Source organism: Catenovulum agarivorans YM01 (assembly GCF_000281085.1).
GTDB classification, from domain to species: Bacteria; Pseudomonadota; Gammaproteobacteria; order Enterobacterales; family Alteromonadaceae; genus Catenovulum; species Catenovulum agarivorans.
The window spans coordinates 144,841-164,870 of record NZ_JH767524.1; the positions used below are offsets into that span (position 1 = coordinate 144,841).

At 39.8% G+C, this 20,030-nt stretch carries 16 protein-coding genes; 5 read left to right on the plus strand and 11 right to left on the minus strand.

The genetic code is table 11. The features are described 5' to 3' along the window. Positions 1–2: 2 nt before the first annotated feature. Positions 3–716 (minus strand): ribonuclease PH, encoded by a 714-nt coding sequence (rph, locus tag WSC_RS0106830; RefSeq protein WP_016955176.1) that lies wholly within the window; start codon positions 714–716, stop codon positions 3–5. A 90-nt stretch (positions 717–806) separates the two neighbouring features. Next, a complete protein-coding gene (gene moaE / locus WSC_RS0106835; protein ID WP_016955177.1) occupies positions 807–1,265 on the minus strand; it encodes a molybdopterin synthase catalytic subunit MoaE in 459 nt (152 codons plus the stop codon). A 195-nt stretch (positions 1,266–1,460) separates the two neighbouring features. On the opposite strand from moaE, the gene WSC_RS0106840 reads away from it, so the two are divergent. Further along, a complete protein-coding gene (locus tag WSC_RS0106840; protein ID WP_157447210.1) occupies positions 1,461–2,015 on the plus strand; it encodes a YfaZ family outer membrane protein in 555 nt (184 codons plus the stop codon). A 178-nt stretch (positions 2,016–2,193) separates the two neighbouring features. Here the strand turns inward: WSC_RS0106840 and prlC are convergent, their stop codons facing one another. From prlC to proB, 4 genes are all read right to left on the minus strand, one after another. Beyond that, positions 2,194–4,242 carry an oligopeptidase A gene (gene prlC, locus WSC_RS0106845; protein WP_016955179.1) on the minus strand — a complete coding sequence of 683 codons (2,049 nt, stop codon included), beginning with the start codon at positions 4,240–4,242 and terminating at the stop codon, positions 2,194–2,196. Between the two features lie 181 nt (positions 4,243–4,423). Then, positions 4,424–4,678, minus strand: coding sequence for a hypothetical protein (locus WSC_RS0106850; protein ID WP_016955180.1), 255 nt, complete (start codon positions 4,676–4,678; stop codon positions 4,424–4,426). A gap of 224 nt (positions 4,679–4,902) precedes the next feature. Continuing rightward, on the minus strand, positions 4,903–6,153 hold the full coding sequence (locus WSC_RS0106855; RefSeq protein ID WP_016955181.1) for a glutamate-5-semialdehyde dehydrogenase: 1,251 nt from the start codon (positions 6,151–6,153) through the stop codon (positions 4,903–4,905). Positions 6,154–6,170: 17 nt separating this feature from the next. Further along, complete coding sequence (proB, locus tag WSC_RS0106860; protein WP_016955182.1) at positions 6,171–7,271, minus strand: glutamate 5-kinase; 1,101 nt, start codon at positions 7,269–7,271, stop codon at positions 6,171–6,173. Between the two features lie 117 nt (positions 7,272–7,388). On the opposite strand from proB, the gene WSC_RS22065 reads away from it, so the two are divergent. Then, positions 7,389–8,666, plus strand: a complete 1,278-nt coding sequence (locus WSC_RS22065; RefSeq protein ID WP_157447211.1) for a GAK system CofD-like protein — start codon at positions 7,389–7,391, stop codon at positions 8,664–8,666. Here the strand turns inward: WSC_RS22065 and speE are convergent. Beyond that, positions 8,649–9,515, minus strand: coding sequence for a polyamine aminopropyltransferase (speE, locus tag WSC_RS0106870; RefSeq protein WP_016955184.1), 867 nt, complete (start codon positions 9,513–9,515; stop codon positions 8,649–8,651). The genes WSC_RS22065 and speE overlap by 18 nt on opposite strands. A 115-nt stretch (positions 9,516–9,630) precedes the next feature. Between speE and speA the strand changes: the two genes are divergently transcribed. Continuing rightward, positions 9,631–11,523, plus strand: coding sequence for a biosynthetic arginine decarboxylase (gene speA, locus WSC_RS0106875; protein ID WP_016955185.1), 1,893 nt, complete (start codon positions 9,631–9,633; stop codon positions 11,521–11,523). Between the two features lie 7 nt (positions 11,524–11,530). On the opposite strand, the gene WSC_RS0106880 is transcribed toward speA, so the two are convergent. Continuing rightward, positions 11,531–12,757 (minus strand): EAL and HDOD domain-containing protein, encoded by a 1,227-nt coding sequence (locus tag WSC_RS0106880; RefSeq protein ID WP_026016709.1) that lies wholly within the window; start codon positions 12,755–12,757, stop codon positions 11,531–11,533. Between the two features lie 357 nt (positions 12,758–13,114). Between WSC_RS0106880 and rpoH the strand changes: the two genes are divergently transcribed. Both rpoH and WSC_RS0106890 read left to right on the plus strand, forming a co-directional pair. Beyond that, on the plus strand, positions 13,115–13,978 hold the full coding sequence (gene rpoH, locus WSC_RS0106885; RefSeq protein ID WP_016955187.1) for an RNA polymerase sigma factor RpoH: 864 nt from the start codon (positions 13,115–13,117) through the stop codon (positions 13,976–13,978). Between the two features lie 102 nt (positions 13,979–14,080). Next, positions 14,081–14,338: a YkgJ family cysteine cluster protein gene (locus WSC_RS0106890; protein WP_016955188.1), complete on the plus strand. Its 258-nt coding sequence runs from the start codon at positions 14,081–14,083 to the stop codon at positions 14,336–14,338. A 20-nt stretch (positions 14,339–14,358) separates the two neighbouring features. On the opposite strand, the gene WSC_RS0106895 is transcribed toward WSC_RS0106890, so the two are convergent. From WSC_RS0106895 to WSC_RS24005, 3 genes are read right to left on the minus strand one after another with little or no spacing between them, the layout of a single operon-like run. Next, positions 14,359–15,282, minus strand: a complete 924-nt coding sequence (locus tag WSC_RS0106895; RefSeq protein ID WP_016955189.1) for a peptidylprolyl isomerase — start codon at positions 15,280–15,282, stop codon at positions 14,359–14,361. Beyond that, the gene (locus WSC_RS0106900; RefSeq protein WP_016955190.1) at positions 15,282–15,875 is read right to left on the minus strand and encodes a hypothetical protein; all 594 of its coding nucleotides are present in this window, start codon (positions 15,873–15,875) and stop codon (positions 15,282–15,284) included. The genes WSC_RS0106895 and WSC_RS0106900 overlap by 1 nt, the downstream gene beginning before the upstream one ends. A gap of 15 nt (positions 15,876–15,890) precedes the next feature. After that, positions 15,891–20,030 carry a Calx-beta domain-containing protein gene (locus WSC_RS24005; protein ID WP_016955191.1) on the minus strand — a complete coding sequence of 1,380 codons (4,140 nt, stop codon included), beginning with the start codon at positions 20,028–20,030 and terminating at the stop codon, positions 15,891–15,893.

Sequence of the window (20,030 nt, forward strand, 5' to 3'; positions counted from 1 at the left end):
TCTTAAGCTAAAGCAGCTTTTTGGATATCAAAAATTTCTTTTAATGCAAGGCGCGCGTATTCCATCATTTCCTGCATTTCTTCAAAGCTGTACGGTTCGCCTTCAGCAGTGCCTTGAACTTCAATTAATTTGCCGTTTTCAGCCATAACTACATTCATGTCTGTTTCAGCATCTGAGTCTTCTAAGTATTCTAAATCAGCTATTACTTGGCCTTTGTATACACCAACAGAAATTGCCGCAATCATGTGTTTTAATGGATTGGTTTTTAGAATCCCTTTGCTACGCATATGCGCTAAAGCATCAACCAAAGCAACACAAGCGCCTGTGATAGAAGCCGTACGTGTGCCACCATCAGCTTGAATAACATCACAATCCAAAGTTATGGTGTTTTCACCTAATGCTTTTAAATCAACCGCAGCACGTAATGCACGACCGATTAATCGTTGAATTTCTAATGTACGACCACCTTGTTTACCACGAGCGGCTTCACGATCACAACGCGTATGAGTTGAGCGAGGTAACATGCCATATTCAGCAGTGATCCAACCTTCACCTTTACCTTTCATAAATCTTGGTACACCTTCAACAACTGAAGCGGTACAAATAACTTTAGTTTCACCAAACTCAATTAATACTGAACCTTCAGCATGTTTGGTAAAACCACGGGTGATAGTAATAGGGCGTATTTGGCTAGACGTTCGACCACTTGGGCGCATGAAACTCTCCTGTCAATTTTGAATTGGCGACATTATACCGAAATATGCTAACGCTGCGACTATATGAAAAAATTAAAAGCTAAATAAAGACTATTTCAACCAATTCTGTGCTTGCGCTTGATCACTTTCTTTCGCATCAACCCAATGACTGCCCTGCTCGGTTTGCTCTTTTTTCCAAAACGGCGCTTGGGTTTTGAGTATGTCCATAATGAATTGCCCAGCTTCGAAAGCCGCTTGCCTATGTTGACTAGTGACTCCAACAAATACAATTTGTTCACCGAGTTGCATTGTGCCCACTCTATGCACCACTGCAACACGGCCTAACGACCATTTTTCGCGCGCTTGTGCCACTATTTGTTTGAGCACTTTTTCTGTCATTGCTGGATAATGCTCTAGCGTTAAACTCTTAATACTTTGTTGCTGGTTGAAGTCGCGCACTAACCCGACAAAAAATACTACTGCACCATCTTGTTGGTTATTTTCAATCAGCTGTTGATATTGTTCTGCGACACTAAAGTCGTTGTTTTGAACTTTGATTAAGTCATTCATGTTAGCCCGCTCTTATCAGATACTAATAAACCTCATTTTAACGCTATTTATGCGCAATGTTGTGATATTCGATAAATTATTGAGACACCACAAAGATAAACATTCTCTGCATAACATCACATTTCATAGTTTTGCCTTTGACTATTCATACCGCTTGTATATCATGCGCGCTATAACATAAGGAATAAGGATCAGATGATGAAATATTCTCTAACCACACTTTGCGCATCTCTTTTAGTCAGTCACTCTGTTGCAGCTAACTATCTAACTGCAGATATCAGTAATGATGCGTTTAAAGCCGAAATAAGTTCAGATAAATTAGTGCAAAACGCACGAATTACCGCAACAGGTATAGCTACAGATGATGATGCAAACCTATTTGCTGTAAGCGCTGTTGTTGCAGGGCCTGTACAAGAAATAGAAAATGTAACCGCAGGTTTAGGTGGCAAACTTTATTTTAACGACGTTAACGATGAAAACATGCAGGCATTTGCCTTAGGTGGGTATGCTGAATACCAAGTACCAAATGCTAAAAACATTTCATTGTTAGCTGAGTTTTTCTATGCCCCTGGTATTACCGCTAGTGACGATATTGATTATCAAACAGACTTAAACTTGCGAGTAAGCTACCAATTATTGCCCAATGGTGCGTTTTTTGCGGGTTACCGCCGAATCCAAGTTAATATTGAAAATGGTAGAAATGTTAGTTTAGATAAAGGCTTACATTTAGGTTTTGAGTTTCAGTTTTAAGCTACACCGCTACGCACCATTGCAAACGATAAAAGTGTTTAGCGGAGTCTAGCTGAATGCTAATTTTTAAAACCTCTTTATCAGGGATGATAAAGCGGAGCGTCCAAGGATGGATTTACCGCGTTTTTAAAAATTATGCTTCAGCTAGGCTTGATTGCACTTTGTCGAGCAGCAATATCTAAGCTGCTTCAACTTCAATGCCACTATGGCGTAACAAAGCATCTACTTTAGGCTCTCGCCCTCTAAAAGCTTTAAACAATTCCATAGGCTCCTGCGAACCACCTTTTTGTAAGATGTGCTCTAAGAAATCATGGCCTGTTTTAGCATTGAAGATACCTTCTTCTTCAAAGCGCGAAAAAGCATCACTGGATAATACTTCAGCCCATTTGTAACTATAGTAACCCGCAGCATAACCGCCGGCAAAAATATGGCTAAAACTATGTTGGAAACGATTAAATTCAGGCGGTCGAACCACAGCGACAGTTTCTCGAACTTGATTTACTTTTTGCTGAATATCAAAACCAATATTAGGTTTAAACTCATGGTGCAATTCAAAATCAAATAATGAAAACTCTAACTGGCGCATCATCATCATAGCCGACTGGAAATTTTTCGCTGCCAACATTTTATCTAACAAATCTTGTGGTAAAGATTCGCCGGTTTCAAAGTGGCCTGAGATAAATCCAAGTGCTTCAGGCTGCCAACACCAGTTTTCTAAAAACTGACTTGGTAACTCGACTGCATCCCAAGCTACACCATTAATACCGGCAACAGCACTTACATCCACTTTGGTTAACATATGGTGTAAACCATGGCCAAATTCGTGGAATAAAGTTTCTACTTCGTTGTGCGTGAATAACGCTGGTTTATCACCAACAGGTTTGTTGAAATTACAGGTTAAATACGCAACTGGTAATTGTAAATCACCATCGTTTTTACGCATTTGCCCAACACACACATCCATCCATGCCCCACCGCGTTTGCCTTCACGCGCATATAAGTCAAAATAAAAACTGCCTTTCAACTGGCCGTCTTCTGAGAAAATATCGTAGAAACGCACAGATTCATGCCAAGTTTGCACACCCTCTCTTGGTTTAATTTCAATCGAGAATAAACGCTGTGCTGTGGCAAATAAGCCACTAATAACTTTTTCTTCAGGGAAGTATGGGCGCAACACTTCGTCTGAAATTGAGTATTTTTGCTGCTTTAGCTTCTCAGCGTAATAACTCATATCCCAAGCTTCGAGTTTGTCTATGCTGTGCTGCTCACGGGCAAACTCGATTAACTCGGCTAGTTCAGCTTGTGCTTGTTTTTTACTTTTGTTGGCTAAATCATATAAAAAGTCAGTCACTTGCTGTGGGTTTTCCGCCATTTTAGTCGCTAAACTTAAGTCGGCATAACTAGCAAAATCGAGCAATTGCGCTTTTTCATATCTAAGTTCAAGAATTTGCTGCATCACCTCTGAATTGTCCCACTTGCCAGCATTTGGACCTTGATCAGACGCGCGCGTGGCAAATGCACGATACATTTCTTCACGTAAACTGCGATCATCAGCATACATCATCACAGGCAAATAGCTTGGGAATTCAAGATTAAACAACCAACCATCAACTGATTTTGCTTCCGCCGCTTGTTTAGCAGCAGCAATCGCACTTTCAGGTAAACCAGCTAATTGTTGCTCGTCAGTGATTTCTTTGCGCCAGCCTTGGGTTGCATCTAATACATTGTTAGAAAACTTAGTAGTTAACTCGGACAAAGCTTGGCTAATTTCACCAAAACGCTTTTTCTTTTCATCCGGTAAACTCACGCCGGATAATTTAAAACCACGTAACGCATCATTAATCGCTTTTTGTTGCGCTTGAGAAAGAGCGACAAAATCTTCGCTATCGGCTATTTGTTGATAAGCTTGGTACAACCCCTGATGTTGGCCAACCCAAGTACTGTACTCAGATAACAAAGGTAAACAAGCTTCATATGCTTGGCGCAACGCTTCGCTATCCGCAACTGAATGCAAATGTGACACTGGCGACCAAATGCGACTAAGTTTGTCGTCTACTTCATCAATAGGTTGGACAAAATTTTGCCATGTATAATTTGATTGTTGCACCACTTGCTCGATAACTGCTTTGCAGTCCGCTATCGCTTGCTCTACCGCAGGTAAAATATGCTCAGGTTTAATATTGGAAAATTCCGGTAAGCTCGCTTCAGATAATAATGGATTACTCATTTAAGATCCTTTGTTGTTGTACGCTAGTTAGCTCTAGCCATATTATTCTTAGTTATTTGGTTGAAGAAGCTAAATTACAAGGTAGGTAAGCGGATCTTTTTATAAGTTGTAGGCAGCTATAAACAAAAAAGGTTTGCGTAAAAGCAAACCTTGAAACACAGAAAATGGCTGTGGCGTGAAGTTATTTCAGGCCATTTTGTAAAGTTAGAGTTGCGACGTCTGCGACAAAAGTAATTTTGATATTACGTTTGTTGTCACCCCAAACACATTGTTTAGTGCCTATCACTTCGGAGCACTCATCCGCAGTACCAATTATTGCTTCAACTTCTTCTAGCTCCATACCAACTTTAATTTTGTTGTAATTATCGGCGGTTATTTTGCTGCATCCACTGCAAATGCTTATCAAGGCAACTAAAATTGCTAAGCGCTTCAACATAACATCTCCTACTTTCTACCAAATCAAATTTAGGTCAAATATCTAACCACAAAAAAAGTAACAAGGATGTTAAATATTTTTTAAATTATTACAAGGATTAATTTAAAAAATAACTTAGAGAAATGTGGGTTCGCTTAAAAAGAAAACAATTTTGAGCAGGAAAAGTAAAAACGTAAAGTTAGCAGCCGCAAGTATTCACGGCTGCGGCTTGCAAGAGGTATTGATTAAGGACGGATCTGACCTTCGCCCTGTACAATAAATTTCTGTGTAGTTAGGCTTTCTAAACCCATAGGGCCATAAGCATGCAATTTAGAGGTTGAAATACCAATTTCAGCACCTAAACCAAGTTGGCCACCATCAGAAAAACGTGATGATGTATTCACCATTACAACCGCGCTATTTACTCGGCGCGTAAACTCGTTAGCTCTTTGGTAACTTTGGGTACAAATCACTTCAGTATGGCCTGAGCTGTAGGATTCTAAATGGCTAATTGCCGCATCAAAATCATCCACGATACGTACCGCAATTTCTAAAGCCAAGTATTCTGCATGCCAGTCATCTTCTGTTGCCAAATCAGCACCGGCAAAATAACCTATGCTTTTTTCACAAGCATGGATTTTCACACCTTTTTCGGCTAATGCATTAGCTGCAATTGGCAAAAAACTATCCGCTTGAGCTTGATGAACCAATAAGGTTTCTAATGCATTACACACACCTGTACGTTGGGTTTTACCATTCAACAATAAATCCAACGCCATCTTGTTGTCAGCATCTTGGTCAATATATAAATGACACACACCTTTAAAATGCTGGATCACAGGAATGCGGCTGTTTTCAGTAACAAAACGAATTAAACCTTCGCCACCACGTGGAATAATTAAGTCGATATCATCTGATAAGGTCATCAATTCATTCATAATGGCGCGATCAGGATCAGGCACAACACAAATTGCATTTGGATCGATATTTTGTTCAACCAAAGCTTCATGCAAACACTTTGCAATCACTAAGTTAGAAAACAAAGCTTCTTTACCACCACGTAACACCACAGCATTGCCTGATTTCAAACACAAGGCTGCAGCTTCCGCTGTTACATTTGGGCGCGCTTCGTAAATCATAGCAATTACACCTAGTGGTATACGCATACGACCAACACGCATGCCATTTGGTCTAATTTTTAAATCAGACACAGTACCAACAGGATCGGGTAAAGTAGTTACTTCAATTAATGCATTAGCTAAATCTTTAACTCGCTCAGGGGTTAAACGCAAACGGTCAATCATTGCATCGGTCAAACCGTTTTGTTTGCCTGCGTCTAAATCTTTTTGGTTTTCAGTTAAAATTAACTCTGTGCGCTCAATTAATTTTTGCGCCATTGCCGATAATGCGGCATCTTTTTGCGCTGTACTCAAATTGGCAACCGAGAAAGACGCTTTACGCGCATCTTTAGCCATTTGTGCAATTGAAAAACTCATCTTTATACCTTTATTTGTTACAGGATCACCAAATCATCTCTATGAATAATGACATCACTTGGGCAATAACCCAAGACTTGGATGATTTTTTGACTTTGTAATCCTTTAATTTTATCTAACTCTAAATCACTATACTGACAAATACCTTTAGCTAAAGTTTTGCCAGCTAAATCTTTAATATAAACAGCATCACCTTTATTAAAGCTGCTGTCTGTTTCTTTAATACCAATGCTCAGTAAAGAAGCGCCTTTGTTAATCAAAGCATTTGCCGCACCATTGTCTACTATGATTGCGCCTTGTGCTTTTAAGGTATATTGCAACCAATGTTTACGCGCTTTTATCGGGCTAGCTTGACGTTTAAACCAAGTGCCTTGTGGTGCATGTTGCAACAAAGCATCAAATACTTGGCCTTTGGTTCCGTTAACAATTAAGGTGTGTACCCCATTAACTGTGGCTTTTTCGGCTGCTTCTATTTTAGTGCGCATGCCGCCTGTAGCTATTTTATTGGTAGTGCCACCTGCAAGTGCATAAATTTCAGGGGTAATGCTTTCAACAGTTGGGATTAATTTAGCATCAGGGTTACTGCGTGGGTCGGCAGTAAATAGACCGTCTATATCACTGCATATCATCATCATATCCGCATCTGATACTTGTGAGACTAAAGCGGCTAAGTTGTCGTTATCCCCCACTTTTAATTCTTGTGTCGCAACTGTGTCGTTTTCATTGACTATAGGTAAAATGCCATTGTTTAACAGTTCTCGAATGGTGTTTTTAATATTGACGTAACGGCGGCGATCGGCCAAATCATCATGAGTTAATAAAATTTGAGCACAAGGAAAATCAAAAAAACGCGCCCAGTTAGCCATCATGCGCGTTTGCCCAACAGCAGCCATAGCCTGTTTTTCAGCAATAGATGGAATACCACTATGCGCAATAATGCCACGCCCAGCCGCGACACTGCCACTTGAGACTAAAACAATTTCTTTACCTTGTAACCGGCATTCGGAAATATAACGAGCTATGGGCAACAAAAACTGACCACTACAGCCTTTTCCGTCAGGTGCTATTAGTGCACTGCCCACTTTTATAACCGCTCTTTGCCAGTCAAACCAACTCATGTTGTGACAACCTACTCAAATATAAAAACAACATTATACCCTTATTCAGATTTTAGGTGCAGGGGGCGATAACAATTAATATGATATTGGTGGTAATTTAATCAAGGTTAAATTTGCTTGCGAATTAACTACAAACCATCTATGTTGCATTATGGCGAAACGATTATGATTGTTAGACACTTACATTGTGACAGCATGCTTCCAGAATATTCACATATTAAATTTGATGTAACGTCTGAAAAAAATATCACCCAGACTGAACACAGCCCACACTACAACCAACCTTCAATGGTGTTTTTTAGTGGTGGTAGTGCGTTAGCTGGATTTAGCCAAGCATTAAAACACTATAATCAAAACCATAGCCATATTATAACCACGTTAGATTCTGGTGGCTGCACAGCTAAACTACGCCAATGTTTTTTAATGCCCGCAATTGGAGATATTCGTAATCGACTATTAGCTTTGGCTGATGACAGCAGAGTCGATGTCGCCGCAATGACGCGAATTATGGCATTAAGATTTGCTAAACAAGGGAGTCCTGCAACGCTGCGCCAGTCATTGTGGGCATTTAGCAGCAGTGATCACCCTATGTATGCCCAGCTCAATAGCCAACAAAAAGTCGCTATTCAAAGCTGTTTAGAATATTTTGCTAAAGTTATCCCTGACGATTTTGATTTGCGTAATACTAGTATTGGTAATGTCTGTATTGCTGCAGCCTACTTAACTAACAATCGTAGTTTAACCGCAGCAATAGCCCAATTTAGTCAATTACTGGCAATAAAAGGTCAAGTTGTACCTATGCTGGATAATTATTGTCATTTAGCGGCGCATTTAACCAATGGTCAAATTATTCTCGGTCAACATAATTTAACCGGTAAAGAAGTATCGCCTATTCGTAGTAAAATTGCTCGAGTTGAGTTATCTAGCAGTGCTGAGTATCTATCACCACTGGTTTGCGCAACACCTGAGCATGTCAAAGATACAGTTAAACAAGCACGATTGATTTGTTACCCTCCTGGTAGTTTTTATTCGAGCTTAATAACTAACTTATTAACCCAAGGAATAGGCAAAGCAATTAGCCAAAGCAAAGCCAAAAAAGTCTATGTACCTAATTTACAAGACGACCCAGAACAAATTGGCATGAGTTTATTCGATTGCATTACAACTTTGTTAAATTATCTAACCAGCGAGTTGTCCGAGAATATGCCTGTTACATCCGTGTTAAATACAGTTTTAATTGATAAAAATGCGCAAAATCAATTAACTCCGGCACAATACCAACAACTATCAGAGCTTGGAATAGAAGTTGAAATATTACCTTTAGTCAGCCAACAATCGAGTCCTTTTTATGATCCGCATAGACTCAGCCAAGCATTACTATCTTTGTGCCGTTAACGCTTTAGCCAAAAACTGCGGTAATTGACTGCAAAGTTTATGAATATCAGGACTATAATACTGTAATTGCTCAGAAAAAGGCTGTGCTTCAGCGGCCCTAACATTGGCGAAATCTGTCGATTTGTTTGCCGTTGTGCACGACCAATTGCCGCTGGGATAAATAGGCAGAGGAAACAGCAAGGTTTGCAACTGTACAAAACCTGCATGCAACATATCTTCCCGGATGTTTTTTAGCTGTTGTTGGTGTAGCAATGGCGAACCACTTTGTTGAACTAACACCCCGTGCTCAGTCAGTGCAGCAAAACAGGCTTGATAAAAGTCTTGCTCGTATAAAGCTTGGCTATAGCCTGCAGCGTACGTTGAATCCACAATAATAATATCAAAGCTATTACTGGCTAATCCGCGTACATAATCAACGCCATTGGCAAATAAAAGCCGCGCCCTGTCATCTTGAGTATTGGTAGATAATTCTGGGAAATACTTTTTGGCGACCTCTGTGACTAGACTATCCATCTCGACTTGGGTAACTCGCTCTACTTGAGGATGTTTTAATACCTGTTGCAAACAACCACAATCACCTCCGCCTACAATCAAAATATTTCGCGGCTGAGAGTGACTAAACAACGCAGGATGTGTCATCATCTCATGGTAAAAAAAGCTATCGCGACTACTTAACTTAGTACAACCATCCAGCACCATCAAATAACCAAAATCCGTTGTTTGAAAAATTTCTACTTTTTGAAAAGGCGACTGTTTTTCCACAACCTTATGCCTTAACCTCAAAGCGACGCCAGCTCCGATTGCTTGATTTTGATCTGAATACCAATATTGTGTTGAAGTGTCCGCCATACAATGCCCTTGAAATTAACCAAACAAAGTTAAAAAACTAAATCAATTATAGCTCATACGGCATAATCAGATTACACTATTCGTTTTACTTGTTAAGACTCAATTTTATTCGCTAATGACTGATAGTTTGATTCAACACGCTAAACAAATATACAACGTCGCTAATTGGAGTGATGGTTATTTTGACATCAACAATCAAGGTGAATTGGTTGCCCAACCCAAAGGTAAACCACAACTGCAGATCGCCTTTAATAAGATTGTTCACGACCTTCAACTAGCAGGTTTACGCTTACCTATTTTAGTGCGCTTTACCGATATACTCAGAGATCGTGTGCAAGCGTTACAGTTAGCTTTTAAAGATGCAATTGCACAGCATGATTATTCGGGCAAATACCATGCTGTATATCCAATTAAAGTTAACCAACAGCACAGTGTCGTTGAACAGTTATTAAGGGTCACACCAAAAATTGGCTTAGAAGCCGGTAGTAAACCTGAATTATTGGCTATTTTAGGTGCGACAACAGAACCATTAAAAATTGTCTGCAACGGTTATAAAGACAGCGAATTTTTGCAACTTGCGATTATTGGTCAACAAATGGGCCATCAAGTTTATGTTGTTATTGAAAAATTATCCGAGTTAAAAACCTTATTAAAAGAAGCGGAAAAAATGGGTGCGGCGCCTGCAATTGGCATTCGTATTCGTTTGAATACAGTCGGTAAAGGTCGCTGGCAAGATTCAGGCGGTGAAAAAGGCAAATTTGGTTTAACTTCACATCAATTATTGCAAGCAATCGAGCTACTAAAACAACACAAGCAAACACACTTGTTTCAACTTATCCATTTTCATATTGGTTCACAAATTGCCAATATTCGTGATATTCAAGTCGCAATAAAAGAATGCGCGCGCTATTACGTTGAGTTAAAGAATATGGGCTTGGCGGTTGATACCTTAGATGTAGGTGGTGGTTTAGGCGTTGATTATGAAGGCAGCGGCAGTCGCAGCCAATGCTCTATGAATTATGATATGCACGAATATGCTCGCAACATAGTTGCCGGCATTAGCGAAACCTGTCACGCCAATGGCGTAGTTGAACCAAACATTATTACTGAATCTGGCCGTGCTATGACAGCACACCATGCAGTACTCTTATCTAATATCATCGACAGCGAACAACCTGTTCGTCTTGCAGCACCTTTTATTGCCAGTGCCGATGCACCAGCAGAAACTGTTGAGCTAATAAAACTCAGTGAAAGTGTTTCACCACGCCGAGCAATCGAATGCTACCACGATGCTGTGCATTATTTCGCCGAAGCACAACAAAAGTTTACCCTAGGGTTAATCTCGCTAACTCACTGGGCTGAATTTGAAAGTTTCTACTTTTCAATACTCTACATAGTTAGAGACAATCTAGATAACAATGCGCGTTCACACCGAGAATTACGCGTAGAATTAGATGAAAAACTTGCATGCAAACTTTTCTGTAATTTCTCATTGTTCCAATCTTTGCCAGATGCTTGGGGTATTCAACAAATTTTCCCTGTTGTGCCTTTAAGTCATATGGCACAACAATTGTCTGAACGCGCTATCGTTCAAGATATTACTTGTGACTCAGACGGACAAATTAAGCAATATGCTGACGGCATGGGGATTGAAAGTAGCTTGCCAGTGCCGAAATTTGATTCAGACAATCCCTACTACCTTGGTATATTCATGGTGGGTGCCTATCAAGAAATTTTGGGTGACATGCATAACTTGTTTGGTGACACTGACTCTGCGCACTTAGAGTTTGATGCAACCGGAAAAATGCGTATTAACCACGTACTCCATGGTGATACAGCAGAAACTGCATTAAAAACAGTACACTTCCAACAATCGTATTTGTTGGAAAACTATATGTCGCAACTGAGTCAATCTAAGCTAACACCAGAACAAAAAGACCAATACTATTTAATGCTAAAAACCGGCATTGAAGGTTATACCTATTTTGAAGATGAGCACAGCAGCTAGCCTGTGCTCACTTGCCGCCCCGCTCGCCATTACGAATTTTATCCGCCCAAGCCAAAGATTCTTGATAATATTCATGAATATCATTTATTGGCACTCGTATCGCCATAGACAAAGTTTCAGCTTCGTCCCATTGCGCTTTTTCATAATTAAGTGCCAATTTCAGATACAAACCTAAAACCCCTTTCTGCTCAATTAATCCCTGCTTAATTTCATCTGCAACAGGCAGTTTGGTCGCCAACGTATCCATAGTTTCATCTAACAGCGCATCAACTAAACTCAGCATGCCAACTAGAAAGGCCATAGGTGGATTTTCATCATCCCCCCGAGCCTGTGCGATATGACTACAAAAACGTGCACGCGCTAACGACAACACCATAATTTCATCTGGTTTGTCACCGCTTAAATTAGCTAAGGCCAATAAAGAAATAAACTTTTTAACCTCAGCTTCGCCCATATAAACAATGGCATGTTTTAGTGAAGTAATTTTTTGATTGGAATTAAAACCAGCACTATTGATAAAACGCAATAATTTATAAGATAAAGCAACATCCTGCGCCAAAATTTGGCTGATTTTATCAATATCCATATCGATACGACTAGCTTGTGAAATAAGCTGCAACAAGTTAAGTTTATTCGCTTTAATTTGTTTAGATTTCAGCACCTCAGGACGAGCAAAAAAATACCCTTGATAATATTGAAAACCTAAGGTTTTTAGCTGCTCAAATTCCTCACGGGTTTCTACTTTTTCAGCTAGCAGTTTGACGCCAAATCCAGCAATACGGCGTACATATTTACTAATTTGTAAAATATTAAACTGACGGACATCTACTTTAATAGTATCTATATAGGGCAGGAAAATATCCCACACAGGATCAAAGTTATGGTCATCTAATGCCAACTTATATCCCTGCTTTTTTAATGCTCGGCAAGCATCAAGCAACTCTTCACTAATTTCGACACTTTCTAAAATTTCAATTACAACACTTTTAGGGTCTAATGACGTCGGAAAACGGTTAATTAAAGTATCTTCAAAAAAATTAATATAGGTGCATTTACCATCCGTGATTGATTCCAACCCTTTGGTTAAATGATTCGAAGTTAATATTTGTGACGTAGCCTGATCTGGGCATATATCTGGAAATGCATTCTCCACTCCATCCCTAAATAATAATTCGTATCCAACGATTTCCTCATCCACATTAAGTATTGCTTGGCGCGCGACATAAGAATACATAAACCACTCTCAATAGATACAACTTGGTTATTTTTTTAACATTCCATTACAGATTAATGTCAGTTCAGTAGAATAGCCAGAAAATTGTGCGATAAAAGCCATCTAGCGTGTAATAAATAACCAACTACCAACTTAATGCTATTTGATATAACACACTTGTATAAAAACTTAACTTTAGTGTGTTATGTTGTTGGAACAAAATTGGTTGACTTGGCTCTAACAAAGCAGTTATAACCTTATTAAATGATTAATTGGTCCTTGAAGAAAAATTGTCGCAATCCTATATATTGGGTTGTTGAGTGTTAAAAACGGTATTGATAAAATATTGACATCAAGGTAACCGGACTGGAGTGATTCATGACAACGTCATCTACATCTACAGCATTAATGTTGACCCCACAAACGGGTAGTCTGGATTCTTATATCCAAAGCGTAAATAGCATTCCTGTATTAACCGCTGAGCAAGAAAAAAGCTTAGGCGAACGATTATTTAACGACGGCGATTTAGAAGCTGCACAACAACTTATCATGTCGCATTTGCGTTTTGTTGTGCACATTGCCAAAAGCTACTCGGGTTATGGCTTGCCACAAGCAGACCTAATCCAAGAAGGTAATGTAGGCTTGATGAAAGCAGTTAGACGTTTTGATCCATCAGTTGGTGTGCGTCTAGTCTCTTTTGCCGTACATTGGATCAAAGCTGAAATCCACGAGTACGTATTAAAAAATTGGCGTATCGTTAAAGTTGCAACCACAAAAGCCCAACGTAAATTGTTCTTTAACCTACGTAAATCGAAAAAACGTTTAGGTTGGTTTAATAACGCTGAAGTTGATAAAGTAGCGAATGATTTAGGTGTAAGCCGCTCAGAAGTGCTTGAAATGGAAAGCCGTATGAGCAACCAAGATACAGCTTTTGATTTAACCAATGATGATGACGAAAGCACCAGTTTTGCCCCAGCGCAATATTTAGAAGATTCGTCATCTGATGTTGCAATGCATGTTGAAAACAACCAGTGGGATAATCACGCAAATAACCGCTTGTTGCACGCTATTCAAACCTTAGATGAGCGTAGCCAAGACATTATTCGTACGCGTTGGTTAGACGATGGCAACAAATTAACGCTGCAAGAATTGGCTGAAAAATACAGTGTTTCTGCCGAGCGTGTTCGTCAGCTCGAAGCTAACGCGATGAAAAAACTCCGTAATGCTATGGGTGAGTTATAAATTTCAGTCATTTTATAATTCAACATACATGTATGTGTTGCAATAGCCGGTTTTCCGGCTATTGTCGTTTTTGGCGATAGTAAATTTATTAAAGGCGAATTAATGCAATGTAATCCGGGTTGTGGCGCTTGTTGTATCGCACCATCAATCTCTAGCCCAATTCCAGGAATGCCAAATGGCAAACCTGCGGGTGTGCGCTGCGTGCAACTTGACGATAACAATTTATGCAAAATTTTTGGCCAACCACAAAGACCTAAAGTCTGCCTACAATTTAAAGCTGAACCACAGATTTGTGGAAGCAGTGCCGAGCAAGCATTACGTATAATATCCGACCTTGAAGGTTTAACCGGTAATCCGTAATAAAATATCCAAAGTTCAGGTTAATTGAATATAGGTGGTTTCTCAACTGAACTTGACCCTTTTGAGCTGCTGGGTAGATTATTTAAATATTTTTCTACTGTTACATTGGCCAACATCAACTGCTCAAAATCATCAACTGCTTGCTGTTGTTTATATTTAACTAAACTATGCCGAATTTGCGCCTCAACTTGTTTAAGCGGTTTTACCTCAGCTTGAGTTTTATCTAGTACACGCAGCAAATACAAGCCTTTGTTCGTTTCAATGACCTTGGATACTTCACCTTCTTCTAACACAAAAGCTTTAGCGACAATCTCATCTGGTAAATAACTAGCTTGGTTTTTAAACACCCAACCGACTTGCCCACCACGATAACGACTTGCCTGATCATCTGAAAGCTCAATTGCATATCCGCCAAAATCATCACTATCTAATTGATTGATTAAACTGTCACGTGCTTGCTGCAACTGTATTTTCTGTTTGGCTCTATCACCATTAAAACGCTGAAAAATTATTGCAATTTTAGCCTTTTCAGGTTGAATAAATTCGTTTGGATTTTGATGGTAATATTGTTTAATTTCCTCAGACGAAACTGAGATTTTTTCAAATTTAGGTTGAAGTACTTGCTGTTTAATTTGCCCAATTAATAAGTTATTTGCCGCGTATTGATAGTCAAACAACTTGTCTTGATTAAAATCCTTAGCATAGTGAACAATAGCCGCATTCAACACCATTTCATCTAACAGCTTATCAAGTTCAACTTGTGGAGCATGAACACCACCACGCAGTTGCAAAGTTTGTTTAAATTCCGCAACGGTAATACTTTGTTCACCCACCTTAGCAACAATTGGCTGAAATAATTCGGGCTGGTGAAAAGCATTTTGGCCAACCCAAACAAGACAGCCACCGAACAATACACATGCAATATGTGAATACCACAACTTCATTATTGCACCTTAACTGCAACTGCATTAGCACTGAATTGATAACCACTGGCTAATGCTGAAGCGGTAAAGTTAACTCGGGTATCACCTTGTAACACAGCGTTAAATTTAGCATTGGTCAAGTTAAGCGGCAGCTCAGCAACTGTCGGCCACTTGCCTTCGGGGAAGTTTGCCCAAGACAAGACAATATACCTATCTGTTGTTGGGTCTTGGTCTAAGTCATCGGAATCGACCTCAACATCACCAACCCCCAATAAACTACTCGTATATAACTCACTTGTATCTTTGAAATTCAAATACTGGCTAGACCAATGCACTCTGAAACCAATGCCAGCAAGCTGAGTTTTTTCTGGCTCAGTTAAATAAACTAGAGGTAAGTCAAAATCTGCACCTTGCACCACAGTCAGTTGATTAGAATCTGTATATACTTTCTGCAGCAGTGTATCGCCTTCTACCGGTGTTTCTGGCTCAACCGGATCAGGCGGCGGGTTGCCGTTGCCAGCTCCATTATCGACTTTATAACTATTATCTCCGCCACCACAAGCAACTAGACCCAAGCAGGAAATCAAAATAAGTGACAAATAATGTTTATTCATTTCACTAAGCCCCTATTATTCGGTAAATTGACGGCAAATTTGTAAGATAGACTCAGGCAATTTTCGACCTGACTGACTATTAATAATCCCTTCAACTAGGGCATCCCCCTGATAGCCAGCTATACAGCGCGACAACAGTAAACCATCTGTTAACGCATTGATTTCACCGTCGGCGTCTAAATCCATATATTGCATAAGTTGGGATAACTGATTATCTAAGGCCGTAGTTGCAACATCTTGTTTAACTTTATCGCCTCTGAGTCCCGTCATATAACGCATCACAGCCAAAGCTTCTTTATTGGCAGTAGACTGACCATCATTATTCAAGTCGAGTTTATTCGGGCTGGCTTGCATCACGATAACAGGCTGAGTAGCCAACTCATAACCTACGCTTAACTGACTCGCGCTAAAATTAATTTTACTATTCTGGGTTGGCTGAGCCAGTACAGTAAAGTTTATGCCGGCTAAGGCTTTATTAGGTGCGAGCCAATCAGAAGTCAACTTAGACCAACGTAGCTCCACATAACTGTCGGTACGAGAATCATAGTCAAAATCAGCAAAATCTTGTACCGGTGTCAATGTCTCAAAGACAAAGTCTGTTGCATAAATATTGGAAAAACTATCAAATTTAACTAGCTGACTGTTGTAGTGGATACGCACACCTAAACCATCTAAACCAGAAGCTGTCGCGCCACTATCAAGTAAAGCTTTAGTATGAATATGCAAGGTAAATACATCACTAGCTAAAGTTGCAATTTGTTTTGCACCAGCGTAAATATGCTGAGTCCCAACACTATCAATTTGGGTAGTATCAGAAGCATCATCAGGTGACCTATCGAGTTTATCTGCAATTCCATCATTATCTGTATCGCTTGAAGTTGGATTTAACCCCAGTGAGTATTCTTTAATGTTGACCAAACCATCACCATCAGCATCTAAAAACTTATCGTTTTTATTAAAATCGAGGCCATGTTCAATTTCCCACATGTCATCCATGCCGTCACCATCACTATCAACAACAGCATCAGTCTCGAAAATCCCCACACGCACACTCGACAAATCAGATATTTCATAATTCGGTGAGATAGCTATAGCAATCTCAATAAATTCAGTGCTTTCCGCTTGAGAGTCAGCATAAGGCAAAATTTCGATACTGGTTTGCTGCTGGCCTTGCGCAAAAGTAATTTCTTTGCTGATAAACCCATAATCAACACCATTGCTCGCTGAACCAACAATCTCTAGTTGAACTTTGAGCGGCACATTTAGTGAACCATTACGACTAAATGTCACTTGAGCAGCTTTGTCTAATCCTTCAATCAAACTGGTGTTACTAGCTATAACCGAAATTTCAGGCAAACCATCACTAATAACAAAAGAAGCTTGAGCATTTTGTCCTAATTTATAGGCACTCAAAGGCATCAATCTCAATTGAACTTGTTCGTCTACTTCAGCGACATTGTCTTTGATTGGCGTAATGCGCAATTTAATCTGCGAATCTGCACTCGCCACATTAAGAGGAATTCCATTGGTGAGCAGTTCCTTCCATTGATAAGGCTCATCTGCAGCTGCATTACCGGTAAATTCAGCATATTCTAGCTTGTAGTCTTTGCCAAATTCTGCGCTACCTTCTAACGCAATAGGTACAGATAAACCTTTAGGCAAAGGCGTACCATTTGTTTGTAATACAAACTCTACACTATTTTGAATTCTTTCTTCTAATCCGTCTTGAGATGCAATAGCTAAATTTAGCTCTAGCTCTGGCCTGACAACACCTGTTTGCAATACACCTTGCGCCCAAAGTTTAGCAATTTCGTTGTTGCGAATGGCGATATTCGATAATACGACGGTTGCATCCGTGTAGCCGCTACCGTCCCCATTCGCATCAACAAATAAGTAAGAGTCATAGGCATCTGTTTCAAATCGAATATATTTATTTAATGGAATATTTGGGTCTTCAACATCAAACAACTGAGTTAAATCTAATACGTCTTCTGTTTCATTAAAATCAACGACAGTTGCATTATTACTGACCACAAATAAATCTGCTCCGGCTAAACCCGTTAACCAATCGCTACCACGTCCCGAGACAAGTATGTCATCTTGGCTACCACCAATAAATTTATTGTGTGCTGTACCACCGATAAATACATAAGCTTTGTCTTCGCCAAATTGATTTAGATAAGTTTGCTCTGCCGTTTGAATAAAATCGTTTAAATTGTCGCCTAGCTCATATAAAGCTTCATCAAGGGACGAATAATTCCCACTCTCGTCGGTTGGTACGCCAATGTAACTTGCTAACGACGACTGAGCATTAACAGCATAAGTAGTTTGTGAATGATCAATCACCACATAGTCAAACCACTTACTGTATAGATAAGCATAAACTCGCCATTTTTCTGCTTTGCAGTCGCCACAATTAAGCATTAATACTTCACCTAAACTACCTTTGAATGGATGAAGCATTTGATAATTTTCGTCATTCGCGCTGCCAATCATTTTGCCGCCAATAGTGCGGCTTGTTCCCCAAGTCACATTTGAGGGATCTTCTGAACCCGCATGCGCACTTGCATAACTAAAACCAGAATCACGGCCATTTAGCTCTAACATAGCAGCACCATCAGCAACAAATAGCGAAACGACTGACCAATCTTTAGCAACAGCCCTAGTGCCATAAATGGATTCGTAACCTTCGCGAGAAAATCTCAAACGGCTTGGATAATATGGGTCATCCGACGCTGTCAGGGCAATTTCAGCTTGAGTATCATGAGTTAAAATTTGCGCCGTATCACTACGTGATTTAAATACCGCAAAATAGGCTAGTTCGTCATTAAAATGGAATGGAATTTCAGCAACAGTATCATTCTCTTCTTCAGCCCAAGACTCAAAATAATGGCTGCCATCTAATTCAATCGTCTGCTCACCATTCGGACCTTGTAAGCTAGTTTTAACATCAGCCCATTCCCAACCAGTTTGGTCAATATGATGGATTAAATCTAACTCACCACGATCACTACGCCCGTACCATTCTTCATCTGCGTCTTCAGTGTATTCTTCATCCGGATTGTAATAGCTGCTAAACAAACTCTGATCGACCGTCGCATCTAGCCACATCTGAAATTTAGTAGCTTGATTGTCATTCGGTTTAACCACAGCTACGTCAATATTCATGGCAACTACATCGTTGTCTTTGTCGTTTACCGCCATACTCACAGTAAAAACTTGCCCTTCGGTCGATTGTGCATCAACCGACTCCGGCATATGTTTAACGACAATATGGCCAGTTAACAAATCACTTAATTTGACCGTATCACCTGCAGTTAATACTGTATCGGTTGAAAGAGTTAAACTGCCACCCGCTAGATAACTCAGTTGTAAACTGTCGCTAATCTGGCTGAACGCCACGTCTATTTCAGTATCTAGCGTGTCGCTGTCTAAAATGCTAGGTTGGAACAGCGTATAACCTTGTTCTGTGATAGATATTTGTGCATGAATTAAGGTTGGTATTCGGTTGTCACCGCTACCAGCACGAGGATCACTGGATAAGTGGTACTCCTCCAAATTAGTCAAACCATCTTCGTCTTCATCACCGCTCGCAGACGCTAAAGTTGTATCGCCGAAAAATGCCAACTCCCAACTATCAGGTAAACCGTCACCATCAACATCACTCGGTGGTTTAGACACATGCAAATCAATTTGGATATGCTGAGAGCGTTGCAATTGACTTAAACTAAGTTGCGTTTGGTTAGAATTAAGTATGTAAGTTCTAACATTATCAATCGCAATTAAATTATGACTAAAATCTTGCTCATCTTCACCAACCGCTATGGTATTTGCATCAGCAAATTCAGTGGTTAACGACGGCGTAATAGCTTGCTCTAACAACCTCTGTGGGATATCTAACCTATAATCATAAACCCCATCAGCTAATGGCTGTAAACTCGTTGCATAAGTTAACAATTTCCCTGAACCATCGTCGGCTTTGATCTGCCAAACTAAGTTGCCTGAACTCAAGCGAGTTTCTATGCCTTGGTAACGGTTAAATACTTGTCCGTATAAGGTTACTTGAGGTTCAGGTACTTGTGCTTCCACCCAAAAAACTAAGCTACATAAAACAGCTATTAAAACTTTTATTGGCAAGTGAATTAGCGTCTTCAT

What these genes read in the sequence shown, in the direction of transcription:
- prlC (WP_016955179.1), bottom strand. Translation starts at nt 4,242, where the DNA reads ATGAGTAATCCATTATTATCTGAAGCGAGCTTACCGGAATTTTCCAAT.
- WSC_RS0106880 (WP_026016709.1), bottom strand. Translation starts at nt 12,757, where the DNA reads ATGTATTCTTATGTCGCGCGCCAAGCAATACTTAATGTGGATGAGGAA.
- moaE (WP_016955177.1), bottom strand. Translation starts at nt 1,265, where the DNA reads ATGAATGACTTAATCAAAGTTCAAAACAACGACTTTAGTGTCGCAGAA.
- WSC_RS0106900 (WP_016955190.1), bottom strand. Translation starts at nt 15,875, where the DNA reads ATGAATAAACATTATTTGTCACTTATTTTGATTTCCTGCTTGGGTCTA.
- WSC_RS0106855 (WP_016955181.1), bottom strand. Translation starts at nt 6,153, where the DNA reads ATGAGTTTTTCAATTGCACAAATGGCTAAAGATGCGCGTAAAGCGTCT.
- WSC_RS0106895 (WP_016955189.1), bottom strand. Translation starts at nt 15,282, where the DNA reads ATGAAGTTGTGGTATTCACATATTGCATGTGTATTGTTCGGTGGCTGT.
- WSC_RS0106850 (WP_016955180.1), bottom strand. Translation starts at nt 4,678, where the DNA reads ATGTTGAAGCGCTTAGCAATTTTAGTTGCCTTGATAAGCATTTGCAGT.
- speA (WP_016955185.1), top strand. Translation starts at nt 9,631, where the DNA reads ATGACTGATAGTTTGATTCAACACGCTAAACAAATATACAACGTCGCT.
- WSC_RS0106890 (WP_016955188.1), top strand. Translation starts at nt 14,081, where the DNA reads ATGCAATGTAATCCGGGTTGTGGCGCTTGTTGTATCGCACCATCAATC.
- WSC_RS0106840 (WP_157447210.1), top strand. Translation starts at nt 1,461, where the DNA reads ATGATGAAATATTCTCTAACCACACTTTGCGCATCTCTTTTAGTCAGT.
- rpoH (WP_016955187.1), top strand. Translation starts at nt 13,115, where the DNA reads ATGACAACGTCATCTACATCTACAGCATTAATGTTGACCCCACAAACG.
- rph (WP_016955176.1), bottom strand. Translation starts at nt 716, where the DNA reads ATGCGCCCAAGTGGTCGAACGTCTAGCCAAATACGCCCTATTACTATC.
- WSC_RS24005 (WP_016955191.1), bottom strand. Translation starts at nt 20,030, where the DNA reads ATGAAGACGCTAATTCACTTGCCAATAAAAGTTTTAATAGCTGTTTTA.
- speE (WP_016955184.1), bottom strand. Translation starts at nt 9,515, where the DNA reads ATGGCGGACACTTCAACACAATATTGGTATTCAGATCAAAATCAAGCA.
- proB (WP_016955182.1), bottom strand. Translation starts at nt 7,271, where the DNA reads ATGAGTTGGTTTGACTGGCAAAGAGCGGTTATAAAAGTGGGCAGTGCA.